Source organism: Pseudomonas sp. (genome assembly GCF_050739775.1).
Lineage (GTDB): Bacteria > Pseudomonadota > Gammaproteobacteria > Pseudomonadales > Pseudomonadaceae > Aquipseudomonas.
In genome coordinates, this window is record NZ_JBOICA010000044.1 from 15543 (window position 1) to 38259 (window position 22717).

General features: G+C 57.0%; 21 protein-coding genes and 1 tRNA gene. 9 read left to right on the forward strand and 13 right to left on the reverse strand.

What is annotated here, in order from left to right:
• Positions 1–43 precede the first annotated feature (43 nt).
• The gene (locus ACRESH_RS20190; protein ID WP_431743648.1) at positions 44–1111 is read left to right on the forward strand and encodes a glycerophosphodiester phosphodiesterase; all 1068 of its coding nucleotides are present in this window, start codon (positions 44–46) and stop codon (positions 1109–1111) included.
• A 70-nt stretch (positions 1112–1181) separates the two neighbouring features.
• Positions 1182–1817 carry a LysE family translocator gene (locus ACRESH_RS20195; RefSeq protein WP_431743631.1) on the forward strand — a complete coding sequence of 212 codons (636 nt, stop codon included), beginning with the start codon at positions 1182–1184 and terminating at the stop codon, positions 1815–1817.
• Positions 1818–1836: 19 nt separating this feature from the next.
• On the opposite strand, the gene ACRESH_RS20200 is transcribed toward ACRESH_RS20195, so the two are convergent.
• Entirely contained in the window at positions 1837–3543 is a 1707-nt protein-coding gene (locus ACRESH_RS20200) for a SulP family inorganic anion transporter (RefSeq protein ID WP_431743632.1), read from the reverse strand.
• A 133-nt stretch (positions 3544–3676) separates the two neighbouring features.
• Positions 3677–4021, reverse strand: coding sequence for a LysR substrate-binding domain-containing protein (locus tag ACRESH_RS20205; RefSeq protein WP_431743649.1), 345 nt, complete (start codon positions 4019–4021; stop codon positions 3677–3679).
• Positions 4022–4407: 386 nt separating this feature from the next.
• Here ACRESH_RS20205 and ACRESH_RS20210 point away from each other — a divergent pair, with 386 nt between their 5' ends.
• Positions 4408–4962, forward strand: coding sequence for a magnesium transporter (locus tag ACRESH_RS20210; protein ID WP_431743633.1), 555 nt, complete (start codon positions 4408–4410; stop codon positions 4960–4962).
• Between the two features lie 52 nt (positions 4963–5014).
• On the opposite strand, the gene ACRESH_RS20215 is transcribed toward ACRESH_RS20210, so the two are convergent.
• From ACRESH_RS20215 to ACRESH_RS20235, 5 genes are read right to left on the reverse strand one after another with little or no spacing between them, the layout of a single operon-like run.
• Complete coding sequence (locus tag ACRESH_RS20215) at positions 5015–5332, reverse strand: cytochrome C oxidase subunit IV family protein (RefSeq protein ID WP_431743650.1); 318 nt, start codon at positions 5330–5332, stop codon at positions 5015–5017.
• A 13-nt stretch (positions 5333–5345) separates the two neighbouring features.
• The gene (locus ACRESH_RS20220; RefSeq protein WP_431743634.1) at positions 5346–6059 is read right to left on the reverse strand and encodes a heme-copper oxidase subunit III family protein; all 714 of its coding nucleotides are present in this window, start codon (positions 6057–6059) and stop codon (positions 5346–5348) included.
• A gap of 6 nt (positions 6060–6065) precedes the next feature.
• A complete protein-coding gene (locus tag ACRESH_RS20225) occupies positions 6066–6758 on the reverse strand; it encodes a cytochrome c oxidase subunit 3 (protein ID WP_431743635.1) in 693 nt (230 codons plus the stop codon).
• Complete coding sequence (gene ctaD / locus ACRESH_RS20230) at positions 6755–8530, reverse strand: cytochrome c oxidase subunit I (protein WP_431743651.1); 1776 nt, start codon at positions 8528–8530, stop codon at positions 6755–6757. The genes ACRESH_RS20225 and ctaD overlap by 4 nt, the downstream gene beginning before the upstream one ends.
• 49 nt (positions 8531–8579) lie before the next feature.
• Positions 8580–10052, reverse strand: coding sequence for a c-type cytochrome (locus tag ACRESH_RS20235; protein WP_431743636.1), 1473 nt, complete (start codon positions 10050–10052; stop codon positions 8580–8582).
• A gap of 291 nt (positions 10053–10343) precedes the next feature.
• Between ACRESH_RS20235 and ACRESH_RS20240 the strand changes: the two genes are divergently transcribed.
• Complete coding sequence (locus ACRESH_RS20240) at positions 10344–10679, forward strand: hypothetical protein (protein WP_431743637.1); 336 nt, start codon at positions 10344–10346, stop codon at positions 10677–10679.
• A gap of 155 nt (positions 10680–10834) precedes the next feature.
• Here the strand turns inward: ACRESH_RS20240 and ACRESH_RS20245 are convergent.
• From ACRESH_RS20245 to ACRESH_RS20260, 4 genes are all read right to left on the reverse strand, one after another.
• Positions 10835–10908 (reverse strand) — tRNA-Gly (locus ACRESH_RS20245).
• Positions 10909–11062: 154 nt separating this feature from the next.
• The gene (locus tag ACRESH_RS20250) at positions 11063–11947 is read right to left on the reverse strand and encodes an alpha/beta fold hydrolase (RefSeq protein ID WP_431743638.1); all 885 of its coding nucleotides are present in this window, start codon (positions 11945–11947) and stop codon (positions 11063–11065) included.
• Positions 11948–12266: 319 nt separating this feature from the next.
• Complete coding sequence (locus ACRESH_RS20255; RefSeq protein WP_431743639.1) at positions 12267–12959, reverse strand: pseudouridine synthase; 693 nt, start codon at positions 12957–12959, stop codon at positions 12267–12269.
• Between the two features lie 27 nt (positions 12960–12986).
• Complete coding sequence (locus ACRESH_RS20260; RefSeq protein ID WP_431743640.1) at positions 12987–13208, reverse strand: cysteine-rich CWC family protein; 222 nt, start codon at positions 13206–13208, stop codon at positions 12987–12989.
• A gap of 348 nt (positions 13209–13556) precedes the next feature.
• Here ACRESH_RS20260 and ACRESH_RS20265 point away from each other — a divergent pair, with 348 nt between their 5' ends.
• Complete coding sequence (locus ACRESH_RS20265) at positions 13557–13910, forward strand: hypothetical protein (protein ID WP_431743641.1); 354 nt, start codon at positions 13557–13559, stop codon at positions 13908–13910.
• A gap of 8 nt (positions 13911–13918) precedes the next feature.
• Here ACRESH_RS20265 and ACRESH_RS20270 read toward each other — a convergent pair whose 3' ends face one another.
• Positions 13919–15025 carry an enoyl-CoA hydratase/isomerase family protein gene (locus ACRESH_RS20270; RefSeq protein ID WP_431743642.1) on the reverse strand — a complete coding sequence of 369 codons (1107 nt, stop codon included), beginning with the start codon at positions 15023–15025 and terminating at the stop codon, positions 13919–13921.
• A 127-nt stretch (positions 15026–15152) separates the two neighbouring features.
• Between ACRESH_RS20270 and ung the strand changes: the two genes are divergently transcribed.
• The 3 genes from ung (at position 15153) to ACRESH_RS20285 (ending at position 19667) form a co-directional block, all read left to right on the forward strand.
• Complete coding sequence (gene ung / locus ACRESH_RS20275) at positions 15153–15845, forward strand: uracil-DNA glycosylase (protein ID WP_431743643.1); 693 nt, start codon at positions 15153–15155, stop codon at positions 15843–15845.
• A gap of 120 nt (positions 15846–15965) precedes the next feature.
• The gene (locus tag ACRESH_RS20280) at positions 15966–17252 is read left to right on the forward strand and encodes a hypothetical protein (RefSeq protein WP_431743644.1); all 1287 of its coding nucleotides are present in this window, start codon (positions 15966–15968) and stop codon (positions 17250–17252) included.
• Between the two features lie 237 nt (positions 17253–17489).
• Positions 17490–19667: a hypothetical protein gene (locus tag ACRESH_RS20285; RefSeq protein WP_431743645.1), complete on the forward strand. Its 2178-nt coding sequence runs from the start codon at positions 17490–17492 to the stop codon at positions 19665–19667.
• A 437-nt stretch (positions 19668–20104) separates the two neighbouring features.
• Here ACRESH_RS20285 and ACRESH_RS20290 read toward each other — a convergent pair whose 3' ends face one another.
• Positions 20105–20665, reverse strand: coding sequence for a hypothetical protein (locus ACRESH_RS20290; RefSeq protein ID WP_431743646.1), 561 nt, complete (start codon positions 20663–20665; stop codon positions 20105–20107).
• Between the two features lie 28 nt (positions 20666–20693).
• Between ACRESH_RS20290 and ACRESH_RS20295 the strand changes: the two genes are divergently transcribed.
• The gene (locus ACRESH_RS20295; RefSeq protein ID WP_431743647.1) at positions 20694–22562 is read left to right on the forward strand and encodes an autotransporter outer membrane beta-barrel domain-containing protein; all 1869 of its coding nucleotides are present in this window, start codon (positions 20694–20696) and stop codon (positions 22560–22562) included.
• The last annotated feature ends 155 nt before the right edge of the window (positions 22563–22717 follow it).

Consider the following 22717-nt stretch of genomic DNA (forward strand, 5'->3'; position numbering starts at 1 on the left):
GTGACTATGCTGGTTTCGCGATTAATGAAGAGGAAACGTGATGATGCAAGGAATCCGCAGGTTTGCGTGTCTGCTCCTGCTGCCTTTGGCCGGGCTGGTCGAGGCTGGTCAGGGCAAGGAACTGGCGGCCGCCCAGAGCATCCCGTACCCGGCAGTGATTGCCCATCGCGGCGCATCGTTCGATGCGCCGGAGTCCACTGCCGCAGCCTACCTGTTGGCCCGAGACCTGGGCGCCGACTACCTGGAATTGGACCTGCAGCGCAGCAAGGACGGCGTGTTGGTGGCGGTTCACGATGACAACCTGCAGCGCAGCAGCGATGTGGCTCAGCGCTTTCCCGAGCGCAGAGACAGCCCGGTCAGTGCCTTCACCCTGGCCGAACTCAAGGCGCTGGATGCTGGCAGCTGGTTCAACCAGGCCAGCCCCGAACGGGCGCGGGAGCGCTTCAAGGGCTTGCAGATCCTCACCCTGGACGAGGTCATGGACATCGCCGAAGGCCATCCAGACAAGCGGCCCGGGTTGTACATCGAGACCAAGGTGCCGACCCTGTTCCCCGGCATCGAAGCGGATTTGAAGGCGCGTCTGCAGGCGCGTGGCTGGCTCGACCAGCCTGGGCGGGTGGTGTTGCAGAGCTTTGATCGCAACAGTTTGGCGCTGCTGCACAAGGAAATGCCCCAGGTGCCCAAGGTGCTGCTGTTGTGGATTGGCAAGGGCAACATCGAGCCTGCGTCCGCGCAGAGCTTTGCCGAATCCGGCGAGACCGACAAAGCGGCGTTCTATGCTCGCCAGCAACCCAGGGACAAGGCCGAGTTTGTGCGCTGGCTTGATTATGCCAAGGACACAGGTGCCATCGGCACCGGACCGTCGGCGGCGCTGGAAGCGGGTGGGGCGCAGAGCTATGCCGACCTGGTGCAACCCTGGATGAACCAGCTGACTCATGAAAAAGGCTTGCTGGTGCACGTGTACACCGTCGATGAAGACGTGGACTTCGCCAAGGTCATGGCGGCAGGCGTCGATGGCATCTTCACCAATCGCAGCGGCCAGTTGCTGCGTTATTTTGCCCGGCCGCCAGCGCTGAGTGAGGTGCAGATCCTCACGTCCCATGGCTACTGAGGTGCTGGCCGCAAAGTGGCGGCTACCGTAGACTTCGCCTTTTGCCTAGTTGCCCAGGAGCCCGGCCGTAATGACCTTTTCGCTGCTGTTTGCCGTGCTGGCTTCCGGATTTATCTACGGCATCACCCCGGGGCCGGGTGTGCTGGCGGTGCTGGGCATCGGTGCGGCCCGCGGACGTCGGGCGGGTGCCGGGTTCCTCTGCGGTCATCTGCTGGGCGACGTGCTTTGGTGCAGCACGGCACTGGTGGCGATTGTCGGTGCGCGCCAGATCGGCAACTCGGTGTTCGACATCCTCGGCCTGCTCAGCGGCCTGTACCTGTTCTGGCTGGGCTTGCGCGCACTGCGCAGCCGTCCGGGCAATGGCCAGGGCGAACAAGGACCGGTACGCGAACCGTTCTGGCACGGCATCGTCTTTGGCCTGACCAACCCCAAGGCCTACCCGGTAGCGGTCGCCACCTTCACTGCCTTGCTCTCCAGTCGCGCCGCCGCCCTGGACTGGTCCATGCTGCCGATGCTGATTGCCTTGAGTTTTGTTGGCGGCCTGTTGGCTTATGCGATTCTGGTCGCGCTGGTTGGCGCCCGGCAGGTACGCACTCTGTATACCCGTTACGAACTGTGGATTACCCGGGCCTGCGGGGTGATGTTCATCGGCTTTGCCATCAATGCCCTGATGCATGCCTTGCCGGGGCTGATGCCGCATTCCTGAGCCCAGGCCTCATCGCCCATCATCCAGCGCTGGCCGCTGCCGATTTGCGCGTACGATTACGCCACAACCGATACGCCCGAATCCCCGAACGCACCGACCCGAACAGCATCCCGTCCTCCATTTCCCGAGCGATTCCCGAGCGCACCAGCATACGCAGGAAGCGCCCGCGAGCCCGGGCGATGGCAAAGTGAATACCGCGTGCCTTGAGGGTATCGCGCACTTCCCGTAACGCAGAAATACCGCTGACGTCGATGGAGCTGACTGCCTCCGCATCGAACAACACCGCTCGCGGCTCGAGTTCCTGTTGGACCGCTTCGAGCAGGCGCATCTTGAAGTAGTCGGCATTGAAGAACAGGATCGCGTCATCGAAGCGATACACCACCAGGCCTTTGACCGTACGCGCATCCTTGTGCCGATGGATATCCACCTGGCCCTCAATGCCAGGCACCCAGCCGAGCACCGCATCGGTGGGTTGGTAAATACTGTAGAGCAAGCGCAGGATTGCCAGGGTCACGGCGATGATGATGCCTGGCAACACGCCGACGCCCAGCACCCCCACCGTGGTCAGCACGCACAGCCAGAATTCGAAGCGGCTGAGCTTGTAGATCTTGCCCAGGGATTTCACGTCGATCAGGCCCCAGCCGGCCATCAGCAGCACAGCCCCCAGGGCAGCCTGGGGAATCCAGGCCATGGGGGCGGTAAAGAACAACAGGATCATCGCAATCACCAGGGCGGCGATGATGCCCACCAACTGGCTCTTGCCACCGACCATGTCGTTGACTGCGGTGCGTGAGTCGGCGCCGCTGACGGCGAAACCCTGGGATACCCCGGCGGCGATGTTGGTCACCCCCAGGGCGAGGAATTCGTGGTTGGCATTGATTGCATAACCATGCCGGGCAGCAAAACTGCGGGCGGTGAGCATCGCGCTGCAGAAACTCACCGTGGCGATACCCAGGGCGTCACGCAGCAGGCTTTTCATTTCCTCAAGGTTGGTTTGAGGCCAGGCCAGTTCCGGCATGCCGGCTGGCACCGGGCCGAGAATCGCTACGCCGAAACGATCCAGGCCAAACGCCCCGACCACCAATGTCGCGACGACTACTGTGACCAGCGCGGCAGGCAGCCGAGGAAATCGGCGCGGCAACCAGATCAGCAGCGCCAGGCCGACCGCGCCGATGCTCAGCGTCACCCAGTGGATTTCCTCCAGGCGTTGCAACAGGTTGATCAGGCTGAGAATGAAGCCGTTGCCTTCAATCTGAAAACCCAGCACCTTGCCCAGTTGTCCGGCCAGCAGACTCAGGCCGATGCCGTTGAGGTAACCGATCAGAATCGGGCGCGAGAAGAAACTGGCGATAAAGCCGGCGCGGGCCAGCCCTGCACCGATCAACATCAGTCCGACCAGTACGGTGACAATGACTGACAACTGCGCCAATCGAGTGGGATCACCCAGCGCCAGCGGCGCGATGGCCCCGGCAACCATGGCACAGGTCGCCGCATCCGGGCCGACCATCAACTGTCGCGAACTGCCGACCAGGGCATAGACCATCATTGGCAAAATGCAGGCGTACAGGCCGTATTGCGGTGGTAGGCCGACAATCTGTGCATAGGCGATGGCGATCGGAATCTGAATTGCCGCCACCGACAAGCCGGCCTGCAGGTCGGCATGCAACCATTCGCGGCGATAGTGCAAGAGATTGGCCAGGCCCGGGAGCCAGCGAGAGAGCAGCATGAACGGGTCCTTTCGAGTGTTTCGCGACGATGCTGAAGAATATGCAATTGCTTTCATTAAAGCGCATTGCGTATTCCGGGGCAGGGCGTCAGATCAAAAGGTTGTGCTGGTCAGTCCAGGTCTGTGGTGTTGGTCACGATCCACCCGAGTAGGAGGTGGTCGTCTGTTCAATCTGCTCCTCGAACCAAGTCAATACAGCGCGGCAGGCGGGGTGGGTCACGCCGCTATCGCGCAACCACAGGGCATAGACCGCTCTGGTCCGCAGCGCCTCGCCGAAGGGCACTACCAGATCGCCGCGCATCAGTGTGTCGTGAGCCAGCACTTTGTCCGTCATGGCGACGCCCAGGCCTCGGCTTGCGGCGTCCAGCGCCAGGTCGTCGAGGTTGAACATTATATGCTTGAAGCTGCGCTCAGCCTTGTCTTGTTGTGCCTGCAGCCATACTGTCCATTCATGCCGGCTGGTGGAACCGTGGATCAGGGCTGCTTTTGCTTGACCGTTGTCTGTCTTAGGGGGGCAGCTTTGGGCAACCGCTCTGGGCGCTGGTCAGGTCAGACACGTAACTGGAACACGATCCCGTGTTGTTGAACCCGGATCGAGAGCAACAGGTCGAGAAAAGAGCGGTATAGTTAGACGGTCGACGCGACAAGTACCTTGAAAAACGCCGGTTCGTCGGGGTGCGCCAGGCCCTAGTGATGGCTTTTTGATATTGACGCCGCCTGTTCTGCATGCCAGGGGTGCTATACTTTTCTCGGGTTGCATGAAGTGTGCAACGTTCCCCACGGGTACAGATACCGACTGCAAATCTCAGTTAACGGCTGCAGGACAGAGGAGGTCTACGGCAAATACGAGATGGGAGGTGTGGCATGAATCGACATTATTACATCAGTGACAATCTCGACGATCTTGAAGCCGTTGAAAATGAATTGGAAGCTAACGGTATCAATACCGAACAAATTCATGTGCTCAGTGAAAAAGTTGCTGATGTTGAACAACATCACCTCCACGAGGTTAACTCGTTAATGAAACAAGATGCTGTTCACTCGGGCGAGATTGGTGCGCTGGTCGGTGTGCCACTTGCGGTGCTGGTTCTTGGCGGTGCCTATTGGCTGGGTTGGACCGAATCCGCCGCAGGCTGGGTGCCTTTTATCTTCCTTGCCATTATTATATTTGGTTTCTGCATCTGGGAAGGCGGTTTTTTGGGTATCCAGGTGCCGAACACTCACTTTCGCAGTTTTAAACAGGTAGTGGAAGAAGGCAAACATATCTTCTTCGTGGATGTTGAGCCGGATCAGGAACCGGTATTGGGCCGGGTAATCGAACATCATCCAAGGCTGAAGATCGCCGGTACAGGAACGGCAGCCCCACACTGGGCAGTAGCCTGGCTGCACAAGTGGCATCAGTTCAAGCGAACGATATAAATCCATTTGTTGCCGGTTAGCCTCCGGAGGCTTAAGGCCATCTGGACGTTTTTTATTGGCCGAAGAAAATTACCCGGCTGAGGAAAACATAGTCTGCCTCGGTGGCCATCAGTCCGACGAGCACCAGTAAACACAAAGGTGGCACCAATATGGCGTAGACCATGGCCAAGCGTTCCCAGGCCATATGCATGAAGATGGAGACAATTAAACCTGCCTTCAACAACATGAACGTGATAATCAGGGACCACCTAAGGTAGCCTTGGACGTGAAAATAGTCGACTAGATACGACAGCGTGCTGAGGACGAATAACAGTCCCCAAATTTTAAGGTACAAACCAATTGGATGTTGCTGACCCTGAGCATGCGCCATCATCAGTGCTCCTCTACCATAAATAGAAGAAAGCAAAAATAAACACCCACACCAAATCCACGAAGTGCCAGTAAAGCCCGGCTATCTCGACATTCTGATAGTTTCCGGAGCGTTCATAATCTCCCCGCAACACTTTCAGCGCCACAATGCTGAGGTAGAGGGCGCCGATTGACACATGCAGTCCGTGGAAACCGGTAATCATGAAAAAGCTGGCACCAAATTGCGCCGCCCCCATGGGGTTCCCCCAGGGACGCACCCCTTCTGCGATGAGCTTGCTCCATTCGAATGCCTGCATGCCCACGAAGGTCACCCCCAAGGCAGCGGTCGCCAGCATCAGGGCTGTGGTTTTCGCGCGATCACGGCGATAGGCGAAATTAACTGCCATGGCCATGGTGCCGCTGCTGCTGATCAGCACAAAGGTCATGATGGCGATCAGAATCAGTGGAATTTCTACACCACCGATCGTCAATGCGAACACTTCACTGGGGTTCGGCCAAGCGGCGGTGGTAGTCATGCGTACCGACATGTAGCCGGTCAGAAAACAGGTGAATATAAAAGTATCGCTGAGCAGGAATATCCACATCATCGCCTTGCCCCAGGAGACCTGCTTGAAAACCTCTCTATCCGAGGCCCAGTCGCTGGCGATGCCCTGCCATCCCGGTGCAGGCAGCGAGCCTGGTGGATTGGATGAATCGGACTCGTCTGGGGTTAGGGGGGGCGATGCCATGGCTTTTCACCTCAGGCCGCAGAGTCTGGCGATGGCTTCATAGGTTTGCGGCGTGCTGACCAGCAGAGCGAATAGCACGAACCAAAGACCCAGTAAGTAATGCCAATAGATGGCACAGAGCTCTACGCTGGCGCTGAGTTGCGGCAACGGCACGCGATGCAGGAATTTAGCGACGGTTCTGCCCCAGGCGATCAGCCCGCCCAGCAGGTGGAGCCCATGCAGGCCGGTCAACAGGTAGAAGAAACTGTTGGCCGGATTGCTGGCGACAAAGTAGCCCCAGGCGACAAACTGCTGCCAGACCCAGAGTTGTCCTATCAGAAAGGTAATTGCAAATATGCCCCCTAATGCAAAGCCAATGACAGTTGCGCCCAGTCGAGTCTGTCGGGCGGCCATACGCGACCACTGCAGTGCGATGCAACTGAATACCAGAAAAGCTGAGTTCAGCCATAGCTGCCATGGATTGGCTAACGGCGCCAAGGGCTCTGTCAGGGGTAGCCAGTCGGCCATTTGTGAGCGGGCGATAAAGGCGAACAGGAAGAGAAAGAATAACGAGCTCACCACCACCAGAAACAAGCGCAGGCCTACTCTTGCGGTTTGGCGTCTATCGGCCCCTTCGGCGGCTTGAATCCCCTCAGGATCGCGATTCCAACTGCCACCGGGGTCAGCGCCGTCGGCGTTTCTCAATAGCAGTCTGTTCATGTTTTAGCGTCCGCTATCTTGGTGGCGGCACTGAGTTGCCGCATTTGCTCCAGCTCCTCGGCGGAGACCGTTTGCGCAACGAAGTCCTGGTCTATCCCCGGCACACTGTAGTCATAGGCCCAGCGATGCACGACCGGCAGTTGCGCTCCCCAGTTACCGTGTATCGGTGGGGTATTCGGTGTTTGCCATTCCAGACTGGCCGCGCCCCAGGGATTACTGCCTGCGGGCTTGCCTTTAAATACACTCCAGGCCAGGTTGAACAGAAACAACAGTTGGGAAACGCCGACGATCAAAGCGACCACCGTAATGAAAGCATTCAACTCTTGCGCCGACTGCGGGATGAACGCGTAGTTTTCATAGGCGTAATAGCGGCGTGGCATGCCCTGAAAACCCAGGTAGTGCATGGGGAAGAAGATGGCGTAGGTGCCCAGAAAGGTAATCCAGAAGTGCAGCTTGCCCAAGGTGTCGTTCAACATGCGCCCGGTTACTTTCGGGAACCAATGATAGATACCGCCGAACACCACCAGTACCGGCGCGACCCCCATGACCATATGAAAATGGGCGACGACGAAATAGGTGTCTGAGAGCGGAATATCCACGATCACATTGCCGAGAAACAACCCGGTCAGACCGCCAACCAGGAAGGTGACGATAAAAGCCAAGGCAAACAACATCGGCACCGTCAAATGGATGTCACCCCGCCACAGGGTGAGTACCCAGTTATAGACTTTCAGAGCGGTCGGCACCGCGATGATCAAGGTGGTGACGGCGAAGAAAAAGCCAAAGTACGGGTTCATTCCACTGACATACATATGGTGTGCCCACACCACAAAGCTGAGTACGCCAATCGCAATAATGGCCCACACCATCATTCGGTAGCCGAAGATATTTTTACGCGCATGCGTGCTGATCAAGTCGGAGACCAGGCCAAACGCGGGTAGAGCAACGATGTAGACTTCCGGGTGACCGAAGAACCAGAACAGATGCTGGAACAATATCGGGCTGCCACCTTGGTGATCGAGCTGCTGCCCCAGCGAGATCATCGCCGGCATAAAGAAACTGGTGCCCAACAGCTTGTCAAACAGCATCATGACCGCACTGACAAACAATGCCGGGAAAGCCAGCAAGGCCATGATCGAGGCCATGAAGATGCCCCATACGGAGAGCGGCATGCGAAACAATGTCATGCCGTGCGTGCGCGCCTGTAACACCGTGGTGACGTAGTTCAACCCGCCCATGGTGGCTGCGACAATAAAAATCGCCAGTGAGACGAGCATCAAGACGATGCCCCACTCGACCCCCGGTGTTCCCTGAGTAATGGATTGTGGCGGGTAGAGCGTCCAGCCCGAACCGGTGGGGCCGCCAGGGACAAAGAAACTGGCGAGCAACACCACTACCGCCAGCAGGTAGAACCAGTAACTCAGCATGTTGACATAGGGGAAGACCATGTCGCGGGCGCCCACCATCAGAGGGATCAGATAGTTGCCGAAGCCCCCCAGAAACAAAGCCGTCAGCAAATAAATGACCATGATCATGCCGTGCATGGTCATCGCCTGATAGTAAGCACTGGCGTCCATGAACGCCAAACTGCCGGGGAAGCCTATCTGCATGCGCATCAAACCGGACAACACCACGGCGATAAGACCCACGAACAGCGCCGTCAAGGAATATTGAATGGCGATGACCTTGTGGTCCTGGCTCCAGATATATTTGGTCAGGAAACTTTTTGGCTCGTGCAGTGCTTCTGTTTCGGCTTGCTCCGCATAGGCCATCACGTCATCCTCCTGTCGAAGTTTCGGTGTATTCCTGGCTGCTTTACGGCTACTTCCCTGGTTGCGCCTTGCTCATATCAGCATCGGCATTCGCTTTGGACTTGATAAAAGCGATCAGTGCGTTCAACTCCTTATCACTCGGCGCAAAGGCCGGCATGACGGCTGGATAGCCTTTGACGATTTTGGCACCGGGATTAAGAACCGAATCTTTTATATAGCCCTCATCGGCCTTTATGCTCGTACCGTCGGCAAAGGTTACTGTCGTGCCATACAGGCCCTGCCAACTGGGGCCGACGCCCTTACTGCCATCGACACTGTGGCAAGCCAGACAACCGAGCGACTCGGCCAGCCGCTGTCCCTGCGCCGCCAAGTCGTCGCCAGGGCCCGACGCTTGGTTGGAAGAGCGCTCATCGTCTTGCTGCGCAGCGCCCAGTGATTTGATCAGGGCGACGAGAGCACCCAATTCATCGTCATTGAGAGTATAGGCCACCATGACTGGCGGGTAGCCCTGTACCAGTCGGGCCTTCGGATCGAGGATCGACTCTTTCAGATAGGCCTCATCGACCAGCACACTGGTGCCATCGACAAGCTGTTCAGTGCGCCCGTACAGCCCCTTCCATCCTGGGCCGAGACTGGTACTGCCATCCTGGCTATGGCAGGCACCGCAGCCGTATTTTTCGACCAACAGGCGGCCTTTTTCCAGCACACTGTCCCGACTTGGCTTGGCAGCTGTGGTTAATGTCTGCGCAAAAGTCGGTTGGCTGGTCAGCCATTGATCGAAGGCGCCCTGTTCTTCCACGATCATCTGGCCACGCATGTTGTAATGACCTAAACCACAATATTCAGCGCAAAGAATTTCATAGTTCCCGGTTTTAGTTGGCGTAAACCAAAAGTACGACACCATTCCTGGCACCATGTCCATCTTGCTGCGAATCTGCGGCACATAGAAATTGTGCAGCACATCTTTAGATCGCAGTAAAACTTTCACCGGTTTATCGAGCGGAAGGCGAACTTCATTGTTTCTTATAAGTACATCATCCTGCCCGGCAGGATCCTTGGGATCAACGCCGAGGGGATTGGCGGAATCAACAAACCTGATATCCGATTTGCCCAGCTTCCCGTCCTGGCCGGGAAAACGAAAGGCCCACTGCCACTGCTGGGCAACCACTTCAAGTTCATAGGCATTTTTCGGTACCCGGATGAAATCGTTGTAAACAACCAGACCCGGCGCCAACATGCCGACAATACCTATCGAGGTAATGATAATTAACCATAACTCCAGCTTTTTACTTTCTGGCTGGTAGTGTGCCCTGGTACCCTCCTTGTGACGATAACGCATCACGGCCACCGCCATAAATACCGTGATGGCGATGAAAAATATTCCGCTAATGATCAGGGTGATGAACAGGGTAGTGTCTATTGACCCCCAGTTGGAAGCTGCCGGTGTTGCATGCCAAGGCGCCAGGATATGGAAGAGTACTGATGCAATAACGATTAGTATCAAGATAATTGCTATTGCCATTTCCTCTTCATCCTATTCCTGTTGTTCATTGGTTATGCAAAAGCATCGCCACTGACGTCCAACCAGGGCAGACAAGTACCACCCATCCGGGCGGAAAAGTCAGTAAAAAGTATAGTTCCATCGGGTTGTACCGTGAGGTTGGCAAGCAAGGCCCGGTAGCCAGCTATACTCAATTTCAGCTTACGGACGGCAGAGATCGGGCAGAAGCGGCCCCAAAAGACGACCCCTGCCGGGTGGCATTGAGAGAAACAAGAGCTACAGAGTCCAGTAGTTCACGACGGAGGTTTCGTCATGAGTACCCTGACGATCGAAGGCTGGTGCAAAACCAACCCCGAGCAAAAGTCCACCCCGGTGGGCGACATCCATTTTTACGTCGACGGCCCCCTCCATCTGCGCCTGGAGCAAGCTGAAGAACGCCTGCAGAAGACCCATGAGCGTGAAGCCATGGTCGATGTCGACATGAGTTCAATGGATTTGATCTTGCCAGAGGGATACGGCCCCTTGTCCGACTGCCAGATGCGCGTCTATCTGCACGACGAGCGCGGTCAGTTCCATTTGGTCGGGCATCGAGCGAGTGATGGAAGCTTGATCTATACCAACGCGGTTTTGATAGATCAGCTGCTTTAGCTTGGAAGGCGGTTTGAGCAATCAATTTTTGCGCGGGAGGGGAGGGTGCCGCAGATGATGTTTCAAGGGATTCGCACTTTTGTGCGAACGTCCCCCAAAACAGCTCCCAACTCATTGCGGTCATATACACGCATCGCTGGAAGCCTTGAAATACTTGGAGCGGGTGAAGGGAATCGAACCCTCGTTATCAGCTTGGGAAGCTGGAGTAATGCCATTATACGACACCCGCTTGCAGGGCTGACGTTGTACCAGAAGTGCACTGCGATTTGAAGCCTTGCCGTGTAAAAAGCCTGGGGCGGTGGCCGGTAGCGCGAGGTCATGCATCTCCCTTCTGCCCATTCGGGCCGCTGATGCAGGAGGCTGCGCTACCGCCAACCAGGGACTCAGATCGCCAGTGCATGGTGCTCCTGGGCGTACTGATAACGTACGCGGGATTCCCGGGCAGCGGGCTTGAGGAAACCCAGCAAGGCATCACGCGTTTCATTGCAGGCTGCTTTGTGTTCCATGTCGAGGAAGTGGCCGGTGGCGCGGATTTCGCTGAAGTGACTGTTGCGCACGTGCTGGCTGAACTGCCGGGCGTCTTCCATGGTGGTGTATTCATCCCACTCGCCATTCATGAACAAAACCGGAATGTCGATCACCCGGGCCGAGCGCAGGGCATTGTCCAGGTCGTGCTCTAGCACTTGGTTGATGTGGAAGTGCATCTGCGCATACTCATGGTTGTCCAGGCTGCTGACGTGCCGGTAGTTGAAGCGCTTGAACAACGACGGCAGGTGTTTGCCGATGGTGTCGTTGACCAGGTTGCCCACCTGGTAGCGGTCACAGGCACTGAGGTACTGGCAGCCGCGTTCGAGGTAGTCGCGCATTGGCTCGTTGATTACCGGCGAGAACGAACTGACCACGGCCTTTTCGATACGCCGCGGCTTGTGCGCCAGGGCCAGCAGGGTGCAAGCGCCGCCCCAGGAAAACGACATCACGTGGTCGGCGGCGAAGTGCTCGATCAGCTCCAGAAGGATCTGCCCTTCGGTTTCCTTGGTCAGCAGCCGCTCATTACGGTTGTGCGCCTTGGACTTGCCGGCATAGGGCTGATCGTAGAGCACTACGTTGAATTGCGGATGCAGGTTGCGCACGGTCTGGGCAAACGAGGCCGTTGTGGCCAGTGAGCCATTGATCAGGATGATCGTCTTCTCAGCGGCGTCTGCGCGATAGAACTCCGTGTAAACCCGATACTGACCTTGTATATCAAGCACAGCAATTTCTGGCCTCATGTCGTCGACTCCTGGCGCAAAAAGGGTGTTCGCACATGCAAGAATGCGCGTTCTTTATGACAGGTAGGCATACGCCTGGATGAGAAGCTGGGGGCCCTTGTCGATCCTTTGACGCCGGTCGACGGGTATTATTCTAAGCGGGCAATCTGCCGGACCCCGGTGCTTCGAGGCACTGGTAGCCAGCAAAAAGGTGTCTTGGACTACGAGTGTGACCGGTGAGTCACATGCAGACCGACGATTGGATTCAAGCAGGCACCTGAGTAACCTGCAAGTGTCTTTGGGGAAATTGACGAAATCTTTCCGCCAGGCGGTCGTCCCTTTAGAACGCCAGGATTTCCTCGGGGTAGAGAGCGCGGTACTCGCCAGGCGCCAGGCCCGGGTCGAGTCGCAGCGGGCCCATGCATTCGCGGTGCAGGCGCAGCACCTTGTTGTCAAAGTGGCCGAACATGCGCTTGACCTGATGGTAGCGGCCTTCAACGATGCTCAGGCGCGCGCTGCGCGGGCCGAGCAGGGTCAGTTCGGCGGGCAGGGTGGTGAGGTCTTCGAAGGCGAAGTAGAAACCTTGACGAAATTTCTCGATGTAGTGGGGCCCGATGACCTGCTCGGTCTCGACGTAGTAAATCTTCGCCAGCTTGGTTTGCGGCTGGGTCAGGCGCCGTGACCACTGGCCGTCATTGGTCAGCAGCAACAAGCCGGTGGTGTTGAAATCCAGGCGCCCGGCAATGTGCAGCTCGTGCTTGTCCGCTTCATCGATAAGGTCCAGCACGGTGCGGTGCTCGGGGTCCTGTGTGGCGCTGACGCAGCCCTGGGGTTTGTGCAGCATCAGGTAGCGCGCCGGACGTCCGGCTTGCAGCAGTTGCTCATCGACCTCGATACGGCTGAATTCTCGTACGTCCAGGCGCGGATCGCTCACGCAGTAGCCGTCCACGCGCACCCGTCGCTCTGCCAACAGCAAACGCACTTGCTGACGGTTGAAGCAGGGCAGGTTGCTGAGGAATCGATCGAGACGCATACAAGGCCAGGTGCCGGGCGCTGCAGTTTAACTGGCGCAGGCTCTCTTGGCTGCTTCCAGTTGTTCCAGTACCTGGGCGCAGGCGGGGCACAGGCAGGCCTTGTTGCGCTGTTCGGCAGGCAACGCCTCAAGTACCTCGGGGGCGATGCTGACGCTGTAGCACCAACAGGCCTGGGCCGCCGTGCGCAGGTCGGCAAGGCTGCAACTGTTGCTGGCGCCACAGGCGGGACAGCGGCGGGTGTCATTCATGATTTGACCTGGGCATTTCCACGCAGACGCGGTTGCGCCCACTCTGTTCGACGCGGTATAGCGCCTGATCGGCACGGGCGATCGGTTGTGCAGGGTATCCTCGGCCTGCAGGTTGCTCAAGCCGATACTGGCGCTCAGGCGGTGACATACCCAGCCAGTGGCGTTCATTCCAGTGGCTTGGCGAAAAAATAACTGGACGGTATTCAGGGCTATCGGCCTTGTATCAATTTATTGCAGCGGCGGCACCGGAGCTGTTTTCGGCAGTCTTATCCAGTGTCGATGAACGCTTGCCGATCGACGCCGACCAGCGCCGCTGGGAAGGGCAGTTTCGCGGTCCGGGAGGCCGCCATGTATCGCCGACTTTTGCTGATAGTAGTGCTGGGTTTGCTGACAACCGCTTGTGTCCCTTACGGAGGTAACGGTTACTACCGCACTGAAGTCTATACCGCCGACAGCTACGGCTATCCGGGTTACTACCGGCCGTCCTATCCCTACAATCGCGGCTATTACATAGCGCCGCAGCCGCGTTACTACGCGCCACCCCCGTATTACTACCGTCCGGCGCCCCACGGTTACTACCGTGAAACGCCGCACAACTACTACAAGCCTTACCCGGGCCGCGGGCATGACCGGTACCGGCATGGCCCGTCACGCCACGAGCGTAACCGCGACGGCTGGCCGGATCGCAACTGGCGCCGCTGAGTCGGCGTTCAGTCCAGGTCCGCCAGTGGGTGACGACCTTCCCACGCCTTGCTGAAATGCGCCTCGACCACCGCGCTTGGCACCTGGGCAATATCCGCCCAGTGCCAGCGCGGCTTCTGGCCCTTGTCGATAAGACGCGCGCGCACCCCTTCGCTGAACTCCGGATGCTGGCAGCAGTTGAGGCTCATGCAGTATTCCATCTGGAACACTTGAGCCAGTGACAGGTGGCGGGCGCGCTGGATCTGCTGCCAGACCAGATGAGCGGTCAAGGGACAGCCTTCGAGCATGGTTTGCGCCGCCTTGGCCAGCAGAGGATCGGCGTGATTGCGCAGCGCAGCAATGGCGCGCCAGGCGCACACCGGATCGGCGACATCCAGCAGCGCATCGATCTGTTTGCGCCGTGGCAGCCACTGGGCTTCGGGCAGTTCGGCCTGGGCCCGGTGCTGTTGGGCCTTGAGCAGGCTGTTGAGTTGCAGGGCGGTCTGTTCCTGCCAGTTCAGTTGCAACAGGTCATTCAGTAGCTCTTCCTGCTGGTTTTCACCGAACAGGCGATCAGCCAGGCCCAGGTCCAGGGCATCAATGGCATTGATCGGCGCGCCGGTCAGGCCGAGAAACAAACCGAGCTTGCCCGGCAATCGCGCCAGGAACCAACTGGCGCCCACATCCGGGTAAAGACCGATACTGATTTCCGGCATGGCCAGGCGACTGCTTGGGGTGACAATGCGGATTGCCGCACCTTGCAACAACCCCATGCCACCGCCCAGGACATGGCCATGCCCCCAGCAGAGCAAGGGCTTGGGATAGGTGTGCAAGTGATAGTCGAGGCGATACTCGGCGGCAAAGAAATGTGCCGCCAGCGGTGGTACTCGCCCGGGGTGGTCGTGACAGGCCTGGGCCAGACTGCGCACCTCGCCACCGGCACAGAAGGCCTTGGCGCCGCTGCCGCGCAGCAGCACGCAGACGATGTCCGGGTCATCGGCCCAGGCCTTGAGTTGTTCGTCGAGCACCTCGATCATCGGCAGCGACAAGGCATTGAGCGCCTGGGGCGCATTCAGTGTGGCGATGCCGATGCGGGCACCATCGACACCGGTGAGTTCTTCGCACTGTACGGCCATGGGCGACCTCATTCGTCTGATCCGGACAAGTATGGTCGCTGCTGGGGATTATGGCGGTCGCCGGTCGGATCGATTGACAAGCACGGGCAGCTTTCCTAGTGTCGCGCCATTGTTTACGGATGGCTCCATGACTGACGACGACCGCATCAAACTCGAACCAAGCTGGAAAGAAGCGCTGCGCGCCGAATTCGATCAACCCTACATGCACCAACTGCGTGAGTTCCTGCGCGAGGAATATGCGGCAGGCAAAGAGATCTACCCACCTGGCCCGCTGATTTTCAACGCGCTCAACTCCACGCCGCTGGATCAGGTGAAAGTGGTGATCCTCGGCCAGGATCCGTACCACGGCCCGGGCCAGGCCCATGGCCTGTGCTTTTCGGTCCAGCCGGGCATCCCTACGCCGCCGTCGCTGGCCAACATCTACAAGGAATTGCACCGCGACCTGAACATCGAGATCCCCAAGCACGGCTGCCTGCAACACTGGGCGGACCAGGGCGTATTGCTGCTCAATACCACCATGACCGTGGAGCGGGCCAATGCCGCCTCCCATGCCAAGAAGGGGTGGGAATTCTTCACTGACCGCATCATCGAGCTGGTCAGCGAGCATCAGCCCAACACGGTGTTCCTGCTGTGGGGCGCCCATGCCCAGAGCAAGCAGAAGCTGATCGATGGCACCAAGCACCTGGTGCTCAAGTCGGTGCACCCGTCACCCTTGTCAGCTTATCGCGGATTCTTGGGGTGCGGGCATTTCAGCCGGACCAACAAGTTCCTCGAGCAGCATGGCCTGACGCCGGTGGAATGGGCCTTGCCACCGTTATGAGGTGGGGTACCTAGTATTTTTGTCAGTTTCGCCGCGTGTATTCCTGATTTAGATTCGGATCAACGTCAGGGGGTGAACATTCACTCGCCTGATCCAGTGTGAAACTGGCAGGGATACTCCATGAGCAAGCTCAAGGCAAAAGCGTCACCCAGCGAAGATCGATCCGGGACGATGGTTGGCAACGGCGTGCTGGCACTCAGCCCGCCCCGGCTCCTGGATGGTTTGCCGACGTTGCCAGACGAAGCTGATATTCAAACGCTGCGCCCTCAGGATCCGGGGCCGCCGTCACAGTACCTGCTGAAGTTCGAGCTCGACGCCTGGGGCAGTTATCAAGCTGACTATGATGACTTGGTCAATAAGGGGTACGTACCCGTCACAGTCCTGCAGGTCCTGCTCAACGACCTGACGGTGGGAGCGGAACGATCGTTTCCGATGCCGCGTGATCCTGCCCTGCTGTTTCCCATCACCCTTGAAGTTCCGCAGGCGTTTTTGCGGGAAGGTATCTTTGACGTCAGTTACCAACATTGGTACGAAGACATCCACAATAAAACACTCTCACCCAATACGCCCGTGCGCATTGACACGACAGCACCGAACAACCAAAGAGAGCCGGGTTTACGGGGACCGAGCAACATCGATCAAGCCTATCTGGATGGAAACAACCAACAGGCTACTTTTCTAGTTGATCTGTGGCCGGATGTTCGTCTGGAAGACCAGGCAATCCTATACATGCAGGATATTGCCAACATAGGTGATGTCGCCGAGTTTCCGGTCTTGGTCAACGCGGGCAACCAAGCACAGAACCCGTTCGAGGTTTCAATTGCGGCTGAACACCTGCGCAATGGACAGTTCCTGGTTTATTGCCGTTTGCGTGACCGCTCCGGGAATCTGGGGCCGCGCTCGAACTTTCTGATCGTGAGCATCAGTCTGGAGGCGGGCGTAGAAACCTACCAAAAACCGCTGCCGGTGTCCCCCTACGTGACATTGTGGGGCTGGATCAATTGTGAATCGTTGTTTTCCAGAACTAAGCCGATACCTGTTGAAGGCCTGCCATTTACAGTGCCGGGCTCCCAAAACAATCTGCTTGCCGGGGACACTGTGGAGTTGATTTGGCAAATGTGCAGCGATAGGTTCGCGGAGCGGCCGATTTCTCCACCTTATTATTTTCCACCTGTGCTGGTCAGTGCTGAAGGGGCAAATATCGGATTTAGAATTCATATGAATCTGGTCGATCAACTGATTATCGATGAGCTTAGAAAGAATGGAGAGCTGCCCGAAAATATGGAGGGGTCAGTGCGGGTCGGGTATAGGGTTAACAGGGCTGGGGTCAGTTTGGGGGTTTCAACTAATAGCACGTTTGTCGTGTCTTTACTCAAGCCTGGAAATACGGTTTGCCTGGGGCCGTGAAACGCTTCTGGTTGATACTGTTGGTGCAATACTGATGGTAAAGCAGTAGCTGGTTGGCAGGTGACTGTCGCTAGGCAGTGACTGTAACTGTGCGGATGCTCATGGCAAGTCATGGGGATGCAGTTACTGTGGCAGTTTGGATTGCTTGGTTTTATGCGGTGCTGATGCCAATTCTATGTTGGTGCTGAGGTATGGTTTTGAGCGGATTTTAATTATTTCAAGTGACTGGAGAGTAACATGGGTACATTAACTGAAGCTGGAGAACACGGCTTGGAGCTTTCGGAAGAAGAGCTGAAGGCTTTGGCAAATCGTAAGTTGGCAGAACATAATAATAGTGTTATCAAAAAACGTAACGGAAAATCACCGCTGGGCAAGGCTGTCTCTGGTTTGGCCATGCTTAGGAGCCCTGCTGCAGACCTTCTGGCTGACGAATTTACATTTGAAGGCACGCTTCCAACTATTACCCCTGCAAGGCCCAATACACCGCCGTTTGCTGCCTATAGCGATGAGGATGGAAGTGGCAATGACCTCGTGTATCTATCGATTCCGCAGTGGGCGGATACTGATGGTCCTGATGACGGCAGTGACTCAGAAGATATTGTATCGATATACATTGGTGGGCAGGCTTGGCCGTACACGCTACCAGGAGAGCAACGCTTCAGTCTTCCTTATCCCCCGGACGCCGGTAGCTTTCCTGTTAAAGTTCCGCTGCTCCCCTCAATGCTGGCGTCGCTGGGAGACGGTATTCATTTAATCGGCTACAGCGTTCAGAACAGTTTGGTGGAAAACGAGGACGAGTCGCTGGCGCAACAGATGTATGTCGACACGCGCCCACCTTCACGCAATGTGCCGCCCGCAGCAATCGGGGTGCCGGCCGGTTTGATCACGCCGCCTCCGGGGCAGCCCCTTGTCATCTCTGCCGAGTACCTGGCTTCGAATGACCCAGTGTCCTTCCCGGTGCCGGTTTACTCGGATCCGCAGTTGGCAGACGAAATTATTGTCAGGGATGAAAACAGCAATACCGTGCTCATCAGAGCTCCAATCTGGCCAGTGGGCCAGCCTGCACGCTCGCCTAACATCGATATCCCGGCAGCAACAATTCAAGCGCTGGGTAACGGACCGAAGCAGATTGTTTATGAGCTTATTGACTACGCACAGAATCTTTCTGGTACCTCTGTGGCTCGGCCTATCGTGCTTGAGCTTGTACCTGCACCGATAAATCTTCAGGCGCCCGATGTCAATCCCAATCCGGTTAACCGTGCAGGGGCTACTGCCGGTGTAGCCATCAACGCCACTTACGACAATGCTCGGCCTGATGATTTGGTTGAGTTTACCTGGGAAACGCCAAATGGAAATAAAACCGTTGGACCTGTCAGGTACGACGCGTTGCCTGGGCGGATAGGGTGGCCGGAGCTTTCCGATCCCGATTCAGGAGCAGTTTATAGTGCACGGGTCACTTACACTGTAAGGCGTGGTACCGCCAATACGGCTCCGTCGCCTGCCAATAATGTGCCAGTGGACTTGAGCGTGGTCGGGCCGGTAAACCCAAATGATCCAGATCCGGTCAACCCTGATCTGATTGCGGTAACGGTTACAGGTGGTGTTAGTGGACAACCAGACGTAATCAATCACCTTGATTTTGGTGTGGACGGTAGTATCAGATTTACTGTTTATGACGGTGCGGTAGCAGGTCATGTCGTGACGTTCTTCTATAATGGAGCGGAACTCAATCCGCCGCTTGTATTGGATGCTGGTCATGTGCCCGGGTCCATTGTTCCCGTTCCACTGCCTTGGGCGACCATCCTGTTGCATGGTAATGGCACTATTCCTGTATATTACACTATCAAGGAAGCAGCAAACTCCGCAAACTTTCAGCAGTCCGTTAATACGCCTGTGCGGGTGACCGCTATAACTCAGGCTATCACGAACTTTGTCAACTATAATTACCTGGCGCTGGATAGGCAGGATAAGCGGCCTGGAACGCCAGCTGCTCAAACGGGTATCATCAATTGCAGGGCAAACCCGTGGGACGGAGTCAATCTCTCTATCAGGTTTGCTCCGGGGGAGTTTATTGTCAATGATGTGGTGACGTTGCATTGGGTTTTCTGTACAGATATTTTGGGGCAAGTAGAAGTTGCCAATACACGCTACGAAGCCCCTGTCACGGTTAGCCAGGCCCACGTTACGGCTGGCTCCATTGTTATCAGCGTTCCCTACGAGGCTACTCGATTTGGTGAGGGAACCGTGGGGGGGAATCCCCCTCTGCCGGGACTTCCGCATGCTGTTTCCGGGTCGTTTTCCTGCCAACTCATAAGAGCCAGAGGCGCGGCGATTGGTCTCTCGGCGAAGTCGATAGCCAGATACAACACTACTCAAGGTGGACGGGTGTGCCAATCTTGGCCAACTACGCCGTGACGTGGTTTCGTGAGCGGGGCGTTGTCCCGCTCACCTTGGCTAAATGAAGAAAGTAATGAATGCATTTTTAGCGGCGAACCTGTAGCCGGATAGTATTCCGGCTGCAGGCTCGCCGCTAAATTTGTCTGAATAACCAGGACGAGTTGTAGAAAATTCCTACATTATAGTACAAGCCTTTCACGTACCATTCGGAAATCTCTTAATGTTCTGGTGGGTAACTCTCTTACTTGCCGGTTTGCGATTCTGATGAATAGGTCCTAGGAAATGCTCATGAATAAACCAGTCCTGCAACCCATATCTTACTTGTCGACGTTAACCAAGTTGGCCAGTGCCATTTCACTCTCGTTGTTCAGTTCTTCGCTATGGGCGGTTGTGCTCGATAATCAGACGCTGACCATTACTTCAGCAACACCAGTTGATGACTATCAACTGAATAATCAGTCAGTATTAACGGTGGACGGTGCGCAAACATTGGCAATCCGTGCGAGCAACTCCGTGCTTAATATCCTAAGTGGCACGGTGGTGGCGGCGAACAACGGGATTTCTTTGCTCGATAGCCAGGCCAGCATTGCCAATGCCCGTGTCTCCAGTACCTCTGGTACTGGGCTGTTGTTGGCGCATGGCACTGGGGGAGCGGGTTCGAGAGCCACTGTTTCCAACAGCCAAATCAGTGGGTCGGCGGTCGGCGCGCAAGCCACTGCCGGGAGTTTGTTGACGTTGATCGACTCCCAGGTAGTCGGCACGGCGACAAATAGTGTTGGCATGCGTTTTTTTTCTGGCTCTGCACAGGCGACCGGCAGCAGCATCACGGGTGAGAGTGCCGGGGTGCAGATATTCCGGGAGGGATCACGTCCCGAGATCTCTGTGCTGACGTTGGATAACAGTGTGGTGACGGGCGTGAGCGGTCCGGCGATCCGGCTCATGACGGGTGTCTCTGCCATCATCAATGTAGAGAATGGCTCCAGACTCTCTGCGGGTGATGGTGTCTTGCTTGACATGGCCGGCAACTCCAACGCGGACGTCAATGTGAGAGCGTCCAATCTTGAAGGCAATATTCTGGTTGCCGAAACCGCCAGCGCCACCCTGAACGTCGACAACGCCAGTCTTGTCGGAGATATCAACAGCAACGGTAACACGACGGCAAACTTCACTCAGTCAACCTTTACTGGCGCTGTCAATGTCGGTAGTAACGCAACGGTCAATCTGGCGCTGGACCAGGCCCGAATGGTGGGCGATGTGATCGTTCAGCAAGGCGGCAACGCTTCGTTGGGACTGAATAACGGCGCCCAGCTCACGGGTACCGTCAATGCCGCCACTGGCTCAACGGTCAATCTGGCGCTGGACCAGGCCCGCATGGCCGGCGATGTGATCGTTCAGCAAGACGGCAACGCTTCGTTGAGACTGAATAACGGCGCCCAGCTCACGGGTACCGTCAATGCCGCCACTGGCTCAACGGTCAATCTGGCGCTGAACCAGGCCAGCATGGTCGGTGATGTGTTGGCCGAGCAAGGCTCGATCACCACAGTGGTGCTGAACAACAACGCGCAGCTCACCGGCAAGTTGGCCAATGTCCAGCAGCTTGAGATTAACAGTGGGTCCGCCTGGACCATGACCGGTGACAGCACCCTGGGCAACCTGGCGATGAGCAATGGTCGAGTGACCATGGGCGATAATGCCACATTCCAGAGGTTGAACGTCACCAACCTGTCAGGCAATGGCGATTTTCATATGGCCAGTGACTTCGCCACAGGTGCTAGCGATTTTATCAATGTAACCGGCACGTCCAGCGGCAATCATGGCCTGTTGGTCGCCAGCAGTGGCAGCGAGGCCGGCGTGGAATCGGTACAGTTAGTACAAACCGCCGACGGCGGTGCGCAGTTCCACCTGCTCAATGACCGCGGGCAAGTGGATGTAGGGGCTTACTCCTACCAACTGGCGGCCAAGGACAATGGCTGGTACCTGGACCAGGAAACCCGCACGATAAGCCCGGGGACTCGCGCGGTCATGGCATTGTTCAACTCGCCGATCACCGTAGCCTATGGCGAGCAGGCATCCTTGCGCAGCCGTATGGGTGAGTTGCGTTACAGTCAAGGCCGCAGTGCCGGTGTTTGGGCCCGTGCCTACGGCAATCAGTACAACATTGCCGATGCCTCTTCCGGGGTCGGTTACCAGCAGAACCAGCGCGGCCTGAGCCTGGGTGCCGACATGCGCGTGGGCGAGAGTGACTGGCTGGTGGGTGTGCTGGCCGGTAGCAGCCGTTCGGACCTGAATCTGAGCTATGGCACGTCGGGTAGTATCGACAGTTACTACCTGGGCGGTTATGCGACCTGGCTGGATAGTGAGACGGGCTACTATGTCGACACTGTTCTCAAATACAACCGTTACCAGAACAATGCCAAGGTTGGCCTCAGTGACGGTACCCGGGCCAAGGGCGACTATGACACCCACGGCATGAGTGCCTCGGTGGAGGCGGGCAAGCATATCAAGCTCAACGACGGTGTCTTCATCGAGCCCTTTGCCAAAGTGGACGTCGCCACCGTTGCCGGCAAGGACTTTAGCCTGGACAACAGTATGCGTGCCGAGGGTGATAGCAGTCAGTCATTACTGGGCAAGGCCGGGGTTACTCTGGGCAAGACGATCGAACTGGGGGCAGACAGCATGGTCCAGCCCTATGTGAAGGCCGCTTTCGCTCACGAGTTCGCCCAGCGTAACGAGGTGCAAGTGAACAACAATGTATTCAACAACGACCTGTCCGGCTCGCGGGCTGAACTGGGCGCCGGTGTGGTGCTGTCGTTGTCCAAGCAGTTCCAGGTCCATGTTGATGTGGACTACATGAATGGCAAGAACATTGAGCAACCCTATGGTGTGAATGTGGGCTTGCGCTACGCGTTCTGAGTGCTGTGAAACTGGAAAAGGAAGCTTTGCAGACTGTGTGAAAACCTAGCAATCTGCCCGGCCCTTTAAGAGAATGCTCCGTATCGAAGGATACGGAGCATTTTTCGTTATGGCCTACATACAAGGAGAGTCCCGCAGCCAGACCAGCCTGTTCC

Bases quoted from the DNA above. Each gene is read 5' to 3' on its own strand.
- ACRESH_RS20190 (WP_431743648.1), top strand. From the start codon at position 44: ATGCAAGGAATCCGCAGGTTTGCGTGTCTGCTCCTGCTGCCTTTGGCC.
- ACRESH_RS20195 (WP_431743631.1), top strand. From the start codon at position 1,182: ATGACCTTTTCGCTGCTGTTTGCCGTGCTGGCTTCCGGATTTATCTAC.
- ACRESH_RS20200 (WP_431743632.1), bottom strand. From the start codon at position 3,543: ATGCTGCTCTCTCGCTGGCTCCCGGGCCTGGCCAATCTCTTGCACTAT.
- ACRESH_RS20210 (WP_431743633.1), top strand. From the start codon at position 4,408: ATGAATCGACATTATTACATCAGTGACAATCTCGACGATCTTGAAGCC.
- ACRESH_RS20215 (WP_431743650.1), bottom strand. From the start codon at position 5,332: ATGGCGCATGCTCAGGGTCAGCAACATCCAATTGGTTTGTACCTTAAA.
- ACRESH_RS20220 (WP_431743634.1), bottom strand. From the start codon at position 6,059: ATGGCATCGCCCCCCCTAACCCCAGACGAGTCCGATTCATCCAATCCA.
- ACRESH_RS20225 (WP_431743635.1), bottom strand. From the start codon at position 6,758: ATGAACAGACTGCTATTGAGAAACGCCGACGGCGCTGACCCCGGTGGC.
- ctaD (WP_431743651.1), bottom strand. From the start codon at position 8,530: ATGGCCTATGCGGAGCAAGCCGAAACAGAAGCACTGCACGAGCCAAAA.
- ACRESH_RS20235 (WP_431743636.1), bottom strand. From the start codon at position 10,052: ATGGCAATAGCAATTATCTTGATACTAATCGTTATTGCATCAGTACTC.
- ACRESH_RS20240 (WP_431743637.1), top strand. From the start codon at position 10,344: ATGAGTACCCTGACGATCGAAGGCTGGTGCAAAACCAACCCCGAGCAA.
- ACRESH_RS20250 (WP_431743638.1), bottom strand. From the start codon at position 11,947: ATGAGGCCAGAAATTGCTGTGCTTGATATACAAGGTCAGTATCGGGTT.
- ACRESH_RS20255 (WP_431743639.1), bottom strand. From the start codon at position 12,959: ATGCGTCTCGATCGATTCCTCAGCAACCTGCCCTGCTTCAACCGTCAG.
- ACRESH_RS20260 (WP_431743640.1), bottom strand. From the start codon at position 13,208: ATGAATGACACCCGCCGCTGTCCCGCCTGTGGCGCCAGCAACAGTTGC.
- ACRESH_RS20265 (WP_431743641.1), top strand. From the start codon at position 13,557: ATGTATCGCCGACTTTTGCTGATAGTAGTGCTGGGTTTGCTGACAACC.
- ACRESH_RS20270 (WP_431743642.1), bottom strand. From the start codon at position 15,025: ATGGCCGTACAGTGCGAAGAACTCACCGGTGTCGATGGTGCCCGCATC.
- ung (WP_431743643.1), top strand. From the start codon at position 15,153: ATGACTGACGACGACCGCATCAAACTCGAACCAAGCTGGAAAGAAGCG.
- ACRESH_RS20280 (WP_431743644.1), top strand. From the start codon at position 15,966: ATGAGCAAGCTCAAGGCAAAAGCGTCACCCAGCGAAGATCGATCCGGG.
- ACRESH_RS20285 (WP_431743645.1), top strand. From the start codon at position 17,490: ATGGGTACATTAACTGAAGCTGGAGAACACGGCTTGGAGCTTTCGGAA.
- ACRESH_RS20290 (WP_431743646.1), bottom strand. From the start codon at position 20,665: ATGTCAAGCAAGACACCATCACCCGCAGAGAGTCTGGAGCCATTCTCT.